Source organism: Chitinophaga sp. 01L420, assembly GCF_056399985.1.
Genome location: NZ_JBFTSK010000018.1, coordinates 50,497 through 63,735, shown reverse-complemented (window position 1 = coordinate 63,735; position 13,239 = coordinate 50,497). Strand labels below are relative to the sequence as shown.

11 protein-coding genes are annotated in these 13,239 nt (G+C 45.1%); 5 read left to right on the top strand and 6 right to left on the bottom strand.

Features of this window, described 5'->3' with window-relative positions:
• Window positions 1-3 precede the first annotated feature (3 nt).
• Entirely contained in the window at window positions 4-555 is a 552-nt protein-coding gene (locus AC1DP6_RS18455) for an NUDIX hydrolase (protein WP_477056147.1), read from the top strand.
• Between the two features lies 1 nt (window position 556).
• Here the strand turns inward: AC1DP6_RS18455 and AC1DP6_RS18450 are convergent, their stop codons facing one another.
• The 3 genes from AC1DP6_RS18450 to AC1DP6_RS18440 all read right to left on the bottom strand — a co-directional run bounded on the left by AC1DP6_RS18450 (window position 557) and on the right by AC1DP6_RS18440 (window position 4,488).
• Window positions 557-1,846: a bifunctional folylpolyglutamate synthase/dihydrofolate synthase gene (locus AC1DP6_RS18450; protein WP_477056146.1), complete on the bottom strand. Its 1,290-nt coding sequence runs from the start codon at window positions 1,844-1,846 to the stop codon at window positions 557-559.
• Between the two features lie 112 nt (window positions 1,847-1,958).
• Window positions 1,959-3,467: a DUF5723 family protein gene (locus AC1DP6_RS18445; protein ID WP_477056145.1), complete on the bottom strand. Its 1,509-nt coding sequence runs from the start codon at window positions 3,465-3,467 to the stop codon at window positions 1,959-1,961.
• A 133-nt stretch (window positions 3,468-3,600) separates the two neighbouring features.
• Entirely contained in the window at window positions 3,601-4,488 is an 888-nt protein-coding gene (locus AC1DP6_RS18440; RefSeq protein ID WP_477056144.1) for a hypothetical protein, read from the bottom strand.
• 144 nt (window positions 4,489-4,632) lie between these two features.
• Between AC1DP6_RS18440 and AC1DP6_RS18435 the strand changes: the two genes are divergently transcribed.
• The gene (locus AC1DP6_RS18435) at window positions 4,633-5,871 is read left to right on the top strand and encodes an MFS transporter (RefSeq protein ID WP_477056143.1); all 1,239 of its coding nucleotides are present in this window, start codon (window positions 4,633-4,635) and stop codon (window positions 5,869-5,871) included.
• Between the two features lie 111 nt (window positions 5,872-5,982).
• Window positions 5,983-6,864: an AraC family transcriptional regulator gene (locus AC1DP6_RS18430; RefSeq protein WP_477056142.1), complete on the top strand. Its 882-nt coding sequence runs from the start codon at window positions 5,983-5,985 to the stop codon at window positions 6,862-6,864.
• Between the two features lie 97 nt (window positions 6,865-6,961).
• Here the strand turns inward: AC1DP6_RS18430 and AC1DP6_RS18425 are convergent, their stop codons facing one another.
• Genes AC1DP6_RS18425 through AC1DP6_RS18415 form a run of 3 tightly spaced genes read right to left on the bottom strand, consistent with a single transcriptional unit; the run spans window position 6,962 to window position 9,937 of the window.
• A complete protein-coding gene (locus tag AC1DP6_RS18425; RefSeq protein WP_477056141.1) occupies window positions 6,962-8,257 on the bottom strand; it encodes a radical SAM family protein in 1,296 nt (431 codons plus the stop codon).
• A gap of 32 nt (window positions 8,258-8,289) precedes the next feature.
• Window positions 8,290-8,877, bottom strand: coding sequence for a hypothetical protein (locus AC1DP6_RS18420; protein ID WP_477056140.1), 588 nt, complete (start codon window positions 8,875-8,877; stop codon window positions 8,290-8,292).
• 16 nt (window positions 8,878-8,893) lie between these two features.
• On the bottom strand, window positions 8,894-9,937 hold the full coding sequence (locus AC1DP6_RS18415) for an agmatinase family protein (protein ID WP_477022615.1): 1,044 nt from the start codon (window positions 9,935-9,937) through the stop codon (window positions 8,894-8,896).
• 237 nt (window positions 9,938-10,174) lie between these two features.
• Here AC1DP6_RS18415 and AC1DP6_RS18410 point away from each other — a divergent pair, with 237 nt between their 5' ends.
• Both AC1DP6_RS18410 and ccsA read left to right on the top strand, forming a co-directional pair.
• Window positions 10,175-10,573 carry a cytochrome c maturation protein CcmE domain-containing protein gene (locus tag AC1DP6_RS18410; RefSeq protein WP_441574032.1) on the top strand — a complete coding sequence of 133 codons (399 nt, stop codon included), beginning with the start codon at window positions 10,175-10,177 and terminating at the stop codon, window positions 10,571-10,573.
• Window positions 10,574-10,685: 112 nt separating this feature from the next.
• On the top strand, window positions 10,686-13,169 hold the full coding sequence (gene ccsA, locus AC1DP6_RS18405; protein ID WP_477056139.1) for a cytochrome c biogenesis protein CcsA: 2,484 nt from the start codon (window positions 10,686-10,688) through the stop codon (window positions 13,167-13,169).
• Window positions 13,170-13,239 lie beyond the last annotated feature (70 nt).

Genomic DNA, 13,239 nt, shown 5'->3' with positions numbered 1-13,239 from the left:
AATATGGATTGGAAATTACTGTCTTCGGAATACCTGTTTAAAGACGCCTGGTTAACTGCGCGCGCCGACAAGTGTGAAACGCCTGCCGGGAAAATAGTGGAACCTTATTATGTACTGGAATATAATAACTGGGTAAACGGTGTGGCGTTGCGGGAAGACGGTCAGGTGATTATGATACGTCAGTACCGGCAGGGTATTGGCAGAACATTGCTGGAAATTCCCGGTGGTACTATGGATCCAACTGATCCTTCTCCTTTATTTGCTATGCAACGGGAAATGTTGGAAGAAACCGGCTACGAATTTAAAGAGTGGATTCCGTTGGGTAAAATTGCGCCTAATACTGCTTCCAGCAATAACTATACATATATGTTCCTGGCTACCGGCGGCGTAAAAGTGCAGGAGCAGCAACTGGATCATAATGAAGAAATTGAAGTGGTGATTATGCCGCTGGAAGAACTGCAGCAACTCGTACTTGATAATAAGATTGTACACAGTCTGCATACCACCTGTATCTTCTACGCGTTGCTGCACCTTGGCAAAATGGGGATGAAGTAGTTTACATCACCTCTGCTACCACAAAAAAGCTACCACAAACAAGAATCATATCATCTGGCTGGGCATGTTGCCTGGCCGCTTGCAGCGCCGCTTGTACGGATGCATGCGCGTGACCCTGTAAGCCGCTGGCTGCACCCATTTCCGCCAGTGCTACTTCATCCATGGCACGCGGAATTTGTGCTTTGCAAAAATAATAATGCGCGGTGGGCGGGAATAAAGGCAGTACTTTTTCTACTTCTTTATCTTTTACAAATCCCACTACAATATGTAGTTGCTGATAGTTTACATGACCCAGTTGCTCCATCACTTCACGGATGCCGGCTTCATTATGACCAACATCCAGTACGGTGAGCGGATGTTGCTGAATCACTTCCCAGCGGCCTCTTAAGCCGGTGAGCTTTTTTACATGTGATAGTGCTCCGCTGATATGTTCCCAGGTAATATGCCATCCGTTTTGCTGTAATACTTTGACCGCAGATAATACGCCCATCACATTTTTTTCCTGGTATTGTCCATTCAGGTCCAGTTGTAAACGCCGCATTTGTTGTTGGCGTGTATCCAGTAACGTTATATTCAGATGACTGCCTTCAATAGCGCTGGATGACTCCATCCATTCCTGATCTGCGAAGTGAATGGGAGCGTTCAGTGAGGTGGCTTTATCAATAAAAACATCCTGTACTTCTGATTGCGTTTCACTGATCACCACCGGTACGCCGGCTTTGATAATGCCCGCTTTTTCTCCGGCAATCAAAGGGAGCGTATCTCCCAGCATATTTTTATGATCAAAGCTGATATTGGTAATCAACGAAAGCTCGGGAGTAATTACGTTGGTACTGTCCAGACGCCCGCCCAGTCCCACCTCAATGATGGCAATATCTACTGCTTCCTCCTGGAAATAGCGGAAGGCCATGGCTACCGTGAGTTCAAAAAAGGAAGGCTGTATGGCGGCGATGTGCGGACGCATCTGCTCCGTAAAACGGATGACAAAATCTTCCGACACCACCTGTCCGTTTATGCGGATACGTTCCCGGAAATCAAGAAGGTGAGGAGAAGTATACAATCCCGTTTTGTAACCTGCCTGCTGGAAAATGGCGGCCAGCATATGACTGGAAGAGCCTTTCCCATTGGTGCCGGCAACGTGTATGGTTTTAAAAGCATGCTGCGGTTGTTCCAGTAAATCCAGCAATGCAATAGTATTATGCAGATCTGTTTTAAAAGCACTGGCACCCACTTTGGTAAACATGGGTAGCTGTGCATAAAGATAGTCCAGCGTTTCTTTGTAAGAGGCCATAATTGTAAATTACAATTACGAATTACGAATTACGAATTACGGATTTGTGGGTGGGTAATAGCGGATCATCTACCCATAAATCCGTAATTCGTAATTTGTAATTCGTAATTTCTTAATAATTAACCGGGCAGCCCAGCTGGCGCTTACGCATCCGGAAGATGCCACCACCATTGCCATCGCCCCGTTCGAACATGCTTGAATTTAAGCGCAAAGCTACGAAAGCCCCCGCATGATCGATACGTCTTTCAAAAAGGTTGGTAAAAATTGTACTTGAGCCTATCAGCAATGGCCCTATGCGAATACCGGCACCCACATCTGCCTGACCGTTATGATTAATGGTCAGCGGCAGGTAAGCACCAAACACGCGTGTTTCATACCGGGGCGTAATATTGAACTGCGTCAGCGCATTGGTTTTGGTGATATCCCTGTGACCCGCTGTTAAGGCAATTACCGCATTGGTACTCACGAAAAAACGACCATCTATATTGTAATCACCCATCAGGTTCAGGGCAGTAGGTAAGGTCATGTTAAACGTAGAATCATCGGTGGCCAGTGGCGTGAAATATCTATTCAGCCGGCGTGCATATTGCTGCAGGCTTTCATTTTTCCTGTACTGGATATCATTAGGTACCACATGATCTTTCACCAGGCTGAGATCTGTATTGTTGGCGCCTTTGGTGTATTTGATTTTACCGATATCAGTAATGGAAGCGCCTATACGGAATTTATAATCATCTGCATCAGAACCTTCGTAAGCACCGAAGCCGCCATTGTCAGGGCGGTATTCATAAATCATCCCGATGTCGATTCCAATGCCATTGTTATTAAACAGTTTCAGATTTTTTTGCGCAGGTGATTGCCAGTCATCCAGCTCTTTACTATAGCCATACTGCAGCGTGCCGCTGGTGATGCTGGCATCGCGGGAATTATTCAGGCGGAAGTCGGCATTTTTTACGGAAGCATAGCCTGCGGCCACACCACTTAAGAGTTTCAGCGTAATACCCGCTTTCAAACGGCTGTCATAGCTTTCTTTTATTACCCGCGCATAGCTGAGCCCCAGCTCATGCCATATGTGAGAGGTAACACCTGCCTGGGGAATACTTAAGTTAACGTTCTTATATCCCGTATTTGGGAAATCTACGCCAAAGAAATTGGCGATAGGAGTGGTTACGTTTCCACCATTACTGCTGCTCCGCATACGCCATACAAAGGAAAGCGATTGCTTTTCATCAATGGCATACAATACAGAAGGCAATACTATTTCGGCCATTTCCCATCCATTCTGTTTTCTGTTGGCGCCTTCATCGAGAAAGTAATCCTTGTTACGTCGTAGGGTATCCGGCACGCTAAACAGCAATGATTTGGGAACACTTACGTAAGTATTGCCGGCATTGATATCTGCGCCAATAATATTCACATCCCATTTATAACGATAACCGGCTGCACTGGCAGGGTTGGAAAATACGCCATAAATACCTGCATAGTTACTGTTGTTGTAACCCGGGAAAGTTTGTGCCATAGCGGCATACGTCAGTAGTAGCAGTACTGATGTGCTGAAAAAGATACGGTTAAGTCTTACAATCATCGTTGGCGATAAAAAATAGGTTTCTCGAAATGACACAAAATCGTGCTTATATGCTCTTGAAGTCATAGGTAGAGATGTAGGAATTCCTGGTCCGGTTTTCTAAGGCAGGCAGGGGCAGGATAAATTATCTTGCACTCGCCACTTCAAAACGCCGGTTATTGTATTGTTGTTACTCTGCTTTGAAATAGAAACGTATGGTCCCGAATTGTTCTTCAGGAGCATCCGGGTTAGCATTATATTTCAGTTGTCCGCTTCTCGCTGCCTTCTTTGCTATCTCGATCAGTTGTGAATTGCTGATAGTAGACCCTTTCATACTGAAGGTGGCTGACGTCACATTGCCTTGTTGGTCTACTTTTATATTGATGGCCACATAGCCTGTTTCAGTACCATCGTAGGTTACCTGTGGTCTTCCTATCAGGTTTCTGCCATTGAGGTGAAAGTCGGAACGGCCTCCGCCCAGTCCTCCACCCGTATATCCTCCACCGTTAGGGTTACCTCCCAGTTGTCCACGATCTCCGGGCTTGCCGGTATTACCTTCTCCGGTAGCATTATTGGAACCATTGGCATTGTTACCACTGTTGGCATTGTTGCCGGTACCACCGGAAAATACGGCTTTGGGCTTGGGAGCAGGGGGGGCTGGTTTAGGTGGCGCTTCTGTTGGTTTTTTTACTGGCTTGACAGGTTTAGGTTCCAGTTTTTTAGGAATCTCTTTCGGTTTCTCCACAGGTTTTTCCGGTTTTTTTATTTCCGGAGCATCCTCTTCATCCTGTGTAGCAATGTCTTGTTGTGGTTCACTATTGTCTTGAGCGGCGGTAGCCGGACTTTCTGCCGGTGCGGGCTCTGAGGCAGCGGCACTGGGTGGATTGGGGTTGAGTGGTTGCTCATCACCCATACCATCGTCAGAAGTGCCGAGGTTAACTTCCATCCCCAGATCCTGGTCGGGCAGGGGCGGTGGAGCAGAGAATCCGGTAAATACAAGGGCAACTAACAGCAACGCATGAACGCCGATGGTAATGCCTAATGCCTGAATATTTTTTTTACCGTTTTTTTCCTCCATGATAACCTTATTGAGCGCCTGTTTAGACCAAAGTTAATGTTTTGATCCAGAAAAAATAATCACTCATCAAAAGATGAATTCCGGATCTTTGCAAAAACTGTGCTGTTAATCCGATTTTAAGGAATTTATTTTCGCCAATTTTTTATGAACCTCGTCAGACAAACTATTCGCCTTTATCAGAATGCCTATACAGGTCTTTCACCTGCCACCTGGTGGTTATCACTCGTGTTGCTGATCAACCGGAGTGGTACCATGGTGATTCCTTTTATGACGGTGTACCTCACACAACATCTGCACTTCAGCATTGCCCAGGCAGGTTTGGTAATGGCCTGCTTTGGAAGCGGCGCTATTGTGGGCGCATTGCTGGGTGGATGGCTATCTGATAAAATTGGTTTCTACCAGGTACAGTTCTGGAGTCTTTTCTCTAACGGTTTATTATTCATTTTATTGGGACAGATGCGAACCTTTGAGCAAATATGTGTCTGTGTATTTGTGATGAGTTCCGTAGGGGATGCTTTCCGGCCGGCCAATAGTATTGCTATTGCGGCTTACAGCGCCCCGGAAAACCGCACCCGTTCCTATGCCCTGAACCGCCTGGCCGTGAACCTGGGCTGGTCGGTAGGACCGGCTGTAGGAGGAATCCTGGCCAGCTTCAGCTACCAGTTACTTTTCTGGGTAGATGGGTTTACCTGTATGGCTGCAGCGATATTAATGCGGATTTTCCTGCCGCCGGTAAAGGCACCGGTAAAGGAGACCAAAACAGCGGTAATAAAGGAAGATAAGGTATGGAAAGATAGTATCTACCTGTGGTTCCTGGCTTTTGCCACTTTAAATGCTATCTGCCTGTTCCAGTTTTCCAGTATTGTGCCTTTGTATTTTAAAGAGGTGATGCACATGGAAGAATGGCTCATTGGGCTGAACATGTCTATCAATGGCATCCTGATCGCAGTGGTGGAGATGGTAATGGTATACCGTTTGGATGGCACCCGGCCTAACCTGGTGTTTGTGGCGCGCGGCGCGTTGATGGTCTGTTCTTCCTATCTGCTGCTTTCTTTCCTGCCACCATTATGGGCAGTAGCGGCTTTATTTATGCTGATTATCACTTTCGGGGAGATGTTTTGTCTGCCTTTCATGAATAGTTTCTGGATTGGCCGGAGCAAGGACCATAACCGTGGGCAGTATGCGGCATTGTACACGATCTCTTATTCATTGGCCAGTATTGTGTCTCCGACTACCGGCGCCTTTGTGGTACAGCACCTGGGATTTAAGCCCTGGTGGGCTATTACTGCGGTAGGCTGTATTATATCAGGGAGTGGTTTCTGGTGGTTGCAGAAAAAAATAGCAGCGAGCAAAGCAACAAGATCCGTATCAGAGCTGGCGTAGGCGGAATGGAAGCAGTAAAGAAGCTCACCCGTCATATTCAAAATTGTTAAAGACTTTACAAATATTGTCTCCAAAATGCTAATTTCGAGTAAAAATTAGTAAAATTGGTTAATGAAAGTAATTCAATTTACTGTTCCTGTTGCCGATGAAGGAGCTGTAGTTATACAGGAAGACATCCTCCCATACTTCTATAATTACCTGCACAGGCATAAAGAGGCACAGGTAACACTCATCATTAAGGGAGAAGGCACCCTGATTGCCGGTAATTATACCCAGCCATTTAAGGCAGGGGAAATTTATGTGATTGGTGCTAATCAGCCCCATATGTTTAAAGGGGATGCCCGGTATTTTGAAAATATACAGGAGAAGAATATTCACGCGATCCATATTTTCTTCGATCATGAACAGGCGTTGCAGGGATTATTTTCATTGAAGGAAATGGAAACGGTCAGGAAGTTTTTACAACTCACCGCCAACAGTCTGCAACTACCGTCAGAACATGCAGAAAAAATTGCAACAGACATATTAAAGATCTCCCGTCTCAGCGGTGCAGAGCGATTGCTGGCATTTGTAGGAATGCTGGTCTTTTTTTCGAAACAGGTGAAGGAATGGAAGTCATTATCCACAGGCTTCTCCAGGCACTCTTACAGTGAGTCGGAAGGACTGCGGATGAATGATATTTACCAGTATACACTGGAGCATTATGCAGAAAATATTTCCCTCGGACAAATTGCTGCGGTAGCCCACCTGACGACCTACGCATTTTGTAAATACTTTAAGAAACATACCCGTAAAACATACCTGGAGTTTCTGAATGAAATCAGGATTAATGTTGCCTGCAAGAAGATTATCAATGGCGATTTTGATAGCATTGCTGCAGTAGCTTATGCTACCGGTTATAATAACCCTATTACGTTTAACCGGGTGTTTAGAAAGGTAACGGGGATGGCGCCATCTGCGTATGCAAAGCAATATCGTTTTGAAGAAGCATAAAGCAAAAAGCTATTAAAGCGAATGACCAAAGCGGATATTGATTCCTCGCTTTGGTCATTCGCTTTAATAGCTTTTTGCTTTATGCTTTCGGCCTGTATTAATGGGCGAAGTCGCTCATATAATCACCGGTGATACGTTCTATTGGTGGATTGAAATAACCGAATTTAAGATCCGGGAATTCCTCCTGTATCAGTTCCTGTAACTGTTTCACGCCTAAGCATTCTCCGGTTTCAGTGACTCCCAGTTTACCCAGGTACCAGTCAGGATCAATATTAAAATTACGCCACTGAATCATATTCAGCCCGGTTTCCCTGATCAGTTTGCGCAGTGCTTCATACTCATCTGCACTATCCGTCATACCCGGAAATACGAAGTAGTTGATAGAAGTCCAGCCACCAAATTCACGTACTACTTTCAGACTTTCAACGATGTCGTCAAAAGTATAATTGTTAGGACGGTAATACGGTGTATAATATTTTTCCTGGGCAGAATTCAAACTTACGCGGATACTGTTCAATCCAGCTTCACACAAGGCTCTTACCGCATCGGGCTTGCTACCATTGGTGTTGATATTGATGCTGCCTTTAGGTGTATGTTTACGTATTTCAATGATGGATTCGCGAATGGTTTCCCACATCAGTAAAGGCTCGCCTTCACAACCCTGGCCGAAGCTCACAATAGGGAAGGGGGCTTCTTCGAGATGTGGTACAGTATATTCTACGATTTCCGCTGCAGTTGGTTTAAAACGTAAACGATCCTGCGTAGAAACAATGCTTTCTTCTTCCGGCTGGAAGGAGATGCACCCTACGCAGTTGGCGTTGCACGCAGGAGAGGAAGGAATAGGGCATTCCCATCTTCCCATAAAATAATTACGTGCAGCAGGGCATTCGTAGGTCAAGGCGCAATTTTCTGCCAGGTGTTGTACCAGCCTGTTATGCGGATATGCTTCTACCAACGTTTTTACGCCTTGTTTCACTTTTTTGTCGTCAAAGCCGGCGCATTCCTGGCGGATATCGGCTTCAATACGGGTGGCGGGAACATAAAACTYACCATCCAGCCAACCCACTGCAGTATAGCAAAACAGCGGCAGGGTAGGCGCATCCGGCATGGTTTCGTAAGCTGCCAGGTAAAAACCGGTATGTGCCGGCGGAATGAAGGCAGCTACAGCCCATCCTTTATCACAAAGCTGCATATCACCAGTGGTGGCGTTGATGCCAATACCACGGCGACCTGGCAACTCATACAAATTGCCTCCTTCCGGTAATTCGATCCACTCCTCTACGTCTACCGGCCACGCATCCCAGCCACTGCGGCCAGTTACGTGCATGCTGGTATCTTCAAAAATATTCCCCTCACCGTCAGAATATAATATGTAAGGTGTTTGTTTTAACATTTTGTGATTTTATGATCTGTTGGGATGAATACTTATTGAACCCTGGTCTGAAAGAAGGTATTTAATACTTCTCTCTGCTCTTTTCCAGGTTCATCCAGTATTTCCAGCTGCAGAATCTTGTTATTCTTAAAGTCTATTGTCAGAAGGTCGTTCCGCAAAATTACGTTATTCAGTTCGTTCCAGCCAACCAGCCTTTTAGAAAAGGTGGTAGGCAGCGTAATACCGGTGATGTCCATCTTTACATACGATGGCTGGAAAATCTTGTATTCCATCCAGCCTACATATGCCAGCCCGCTCCCTGTCAGGAACAACAGCAAACTGGTCAGCGGCTGCAGGTGCGACAGGAAGTATAAACTGCCGGTAAAGCAGATGAGCGCCTCTATCATACGTGCTACCGTATTTGCTTCACTGAATTGCTTAAACCGCTTCATAGTAAACGGAAACGCAATTGCCATCAGTCCTACCACCAGGAAAAAGACCACCAGGAACCAGTTAGGCTGCGGACTACGGTATACACCGATCGCATTTATCAGAAACAGTATGCCCGTAAGACCATGCATAACCGGTAATAACCGGATTCTGCTACTGGTATTAGGATGCAGGATGCGCAAACTATGCATGAACCGAAATGTAAGATTAGGAATTAGAACTGATCAACAGATTGCAAAGCTTGAACAACACACGGGCGCCTACGTTGGCATCCCACTCATCGTGTGAAGTGCTTACTTCATTCAGGTCAAATCCTATCAGCTTACGACCACTGGCCAGTACGCGTTTGAAGAGATAATAAATCTGCTCTACTTCAAAACCGCCAGCTACCGGGGTACCGGTATGCGGACATAATTTTGGATCCAGTCCGTCTATATCAAAACTAATGTATACCTGTTGCGGCAAAGTTTCAACAATGCTGTCGCAGATTGCTTTCCAGGTTTCCCCTTCGAATTGTCTTTCTTTGATTTGCTTATCAAAAAAGGTCACTACACGGCCTTCGCTGTTGTTGATATAATCCACTTCTTCTTCGCAGTAGTCGCGGATACCCACCTGTACCAGCTTTGACAGCTGAGGTACTTCTGCCAGGGCATTGTACATAATAGAGGCATGTGAGTATTTGAATCCTTCGTAGGCATCACGTAAATCACAATGTGCATCTATCTGCAGGATACCAAAGTCGCCTTTGTGTTCACCAATTGCCTTAAAGAAGCCCAGTGGGGTGCTGTGATCACCACCTACCAGTCCTACCAGCTTGCCTTTTTCCAGCAGCGCCTTGGTTTGGGTATATACCCACTCATTCATGGCCCTGGTGCCGTTGCTTACGTCTACCAGTGTTTTCTTCAGGAATTCATTTTCGGAAATATCTCCCCCTTCAGTCAGGAATTTCAGGTATAGCTCCGCTTCCTTGCGCAGGTAATCGCTGCGCAGTAAAAGGTGCTTATCTGGTTCACGCATGTAAAACCCCTGTTTCCAGCCATCTTTCACATCCGCATCGTAAAGGTCGATCTGGAAGGACGCTCTGAATATACGTTCCGGTCCACGGGCGGTACCATTATTATAGGATACCGTTACTTCCCAGGGCACAGGTAACAATACCAGCCGGGCTTCTTCCTCAGAAAAAGGTAAGCCAAAAACGTTGTTGGACAGCAGGCCAACTGAGTTAGGGTCAAATTGAGATAAATCTGCCATGATAAAATCGTACTTTTCTAAATTCCGCGCAAAGATAGGATTATGTTTACTTACAGCCGTCCTTCTCATAAAAAGAATTGCCTTTTATATAAAAATTGTCCGAAGAAGGTCATTTTGACTTAATTTTGCCGATTAATCGGAAACAAATAAAGTACGGCAAAAAGCAGGGATCGTTAAGGGCGCACTGGTAAAGGGTTTTGCAGCTTGTATCAAATCAATAGGGAAGATAATTTTCATATGAAAAAAACAAATATTATTCTGCTGGTGGTAATTGCGGTAGCAATTGGAGTGATAGTAACAATGGTGGGAGATTTCAGTACCTATGAAACTTTCGCAACAGCCCGTGAAAAGGAGGGAAAAGAATTCCATGTCATCGGGAAACTGGACACTTTAAAGGCGATGAATTACGACCCGATGAAAGATGCTAACTTATTCAGCTTCTACGTCCACGATAAAACCGGTGAATCACATAAAGTGGTATTCTACGGCGCCAAACCTACCGATTTTGAAAAAGCCGAATCTATTGTACTCACAGGTAAAATGGAAAAAGGCGAATTTCATTGCAGCAAAATACTGATGAAATGCCCGTCTAAATATAAGGACGACCAGGTGGCTATCAGCAACAAACAACTTTAATATAATTATTTGAACATTTTGATATTTGATCATTTATTCCCGGGCGACTGGTAGTAAACGGCTATATCAAAATCGTCAGGTGCCGGAATATTCACATCTCTAGAGGAATTTTATGAAGTTTGTAGGGGAACATTTACTGCCGGGCCAAATAGGCCACTTCTTTGCCATACTGGCATTTGTAGCATCTATAGTAGCCACTGTAGCTTATTATAATGTAGTTAAATTAAAGGAACCATCCTTACAGGACTCCTGGAAAAGACTGGCACGCTGGTCTTTCATCATACAGTCAGCCGCTGTTATCGGCGTTTTCAGTTGCCTGTACTATATTCTGTATAATCACTTTTTTGAATATAAATACGCGTGGCGCAATACTTCCCGCGACCTGCCAATACAATACTTATTATCCAGTCTCTGGTCCGATCAGGAAGGCAGCTTCCTGCTCTGGAGTATCTGGAACAGTATATTAGGTATTATCCTGATCCGCACTTCCAAGAAATGGGAAGCACCGGTGATGACTACCTTCTCACTGGCACAGTTGATTATGGCCAGTATGCTGCTGGGTATATTTGTACTGGGCTATAAAGTAGGTAGTAATCCGTTTATGTTGCTGAGACAGGCACCTGAAAATCAGCTGGCGCCAATTTTCCAGACAGCGGACTATATGCAGCATATCCACGACGGTAATGGCTTGAACGTAACCCTGCAGAACTACTGGATGGTGATCCACCCGCCGGTACTGTTCCTGGGCTTTGCTTCCATGATCATTCCTTTTGCCTTTGCTTTTGCAGGTATCTGGACCCGCGATTATACCGGCTGGGTAAAACCAGTACAGCCATGGGGCCTGTTTGCGATTATGATGCTGGGTACCGGTATTATGATGGGAGCTGCCTGGGCTTACGAATCACTTAATTTCGGCGGTTACTGGGCCTGGGATCCGGTAGAAAATGCATCGCTGGTGCCATGGCTCACCATGGTGGCAGGTGTGCACACGCTCCTGGCATATAAATCTACCGGGCACTCGCTGAAATCTACCATCTTCTTCTTCTTTATTTCCTATGTACTGATTCTTTATTCTTCTTTCCTCACCAAGAGTGGTGTTTTAGGAGATACTTCTGTACACTCCTTTACGGATATGGGAATGACCGCACAGCTGCTGTTTGCCATGCTGGTATTTACCGTACCATCTATTGCATTGCTGATCATGCGCAGAAAGGAAATTCCGGCAGTGAAGAAAGAAGAAAACAGCTACTCCCGCGAGTTCTGGCTGTTTGTAGGTTCCCTGATACTGCTCATCGCAGCCATTCAGATTACCTTTACCACCTCTATTCCGGTTTGGAATAAATTGCTGAGTTTCACCGGCCTGAAATCACTGTTCAATATGAACGACATTGCGCCGCCATCAGACAGCATTTTCCACTACAATAAGATTCAGATCTGGATTGCCATCGTACTGGGTGTATTAACAGCAGTGGTGCAATTCATGAGATACAAGGATACCCCACGTGGAGAGATCACAAAGAAACTTGCGGTGCCCACACTGGTAGCTTTATTATTAACTGGTCTGGTGGCCTGGAAAGGTACTATCACCTATGACAATTATGGCGCCGGCTTCCTGACTGCTATCTACCTGATGTTGTTTGCCAGCATCTATGCGGTCGTTGCCAATATCTCTTACATATTCATCGGCCTGAAAGGTAAACTGAAGAATGCAGGTGCTTCAGTAGCACATATCGGTTTTGGAATGGTATTGCTGGGCATCCTGATTTCTTCTGCTAAAATGGAAGTAATATCACTGGATCGTATGAAAATGCTGAACGATGGCTTCTTCAGAAAAGAAAGCAAACAAAATCCACGCGAAAACATCATGCTGCCAAAGGATGTTCCGGTACAAATGGGTGACTATCATGTAACCTATGGCGGTGACTCCATTGCACAGGGCGATCCTAAAACATATTATAAAGTACACTACGAGAAAAAAGATAAAGAAACCGGTAATGTGGTGGAGAAATTTACCCTTTATCCGGATGCTTTTGTGAACAGGAAAGAGAACGCGATTTCTTCCAATCCTGCTTCCAGACACTATCTGACCAAGGATATCTTTACCTACGTATCAGCGGCACCTAACAAGGAAGAAGAAGCGAAACAGGATACCACTCCTTATGTAACGCATCTGATGAAACAAGGTGACTCTGTGTTTTTCTCCAGAGGCTTCATTGTACTGAAAGGGTTGAATACCAAACCTGAAAGCCGCAATTACGTTGCACAGAGCGGAGATCTGGCAGTAGGTGCTGAACTGGAAGTGTATACGCAAACAGATGATCACTTTAAATTACAGCCGATTTATTTTATCCGCGACAGCAGTTACCAGTACAGTGTGGAAGATACGCTGGCTCCACTGGGACTGAATGTAAGGTTCTCTAAAATTATGCCTGCGGAAAACAAAATAGAACTGAAGGTAAAAGAAGCCAATGGCTTCAGCGATTATATCGTGATGAAAGCCATGATATTCCCATATATCAACGTATTATGGCTGGGTATCCTCATTACTATATTGGGTACTGCGATGAGCATTTATCAGAAATTGAGAAGAAGATAATCAACAGAAATATTTTAAATGTAGAAATCCTTCAATGGCATCCGCTGTTGAAGGATTTTTTCTTTATTAA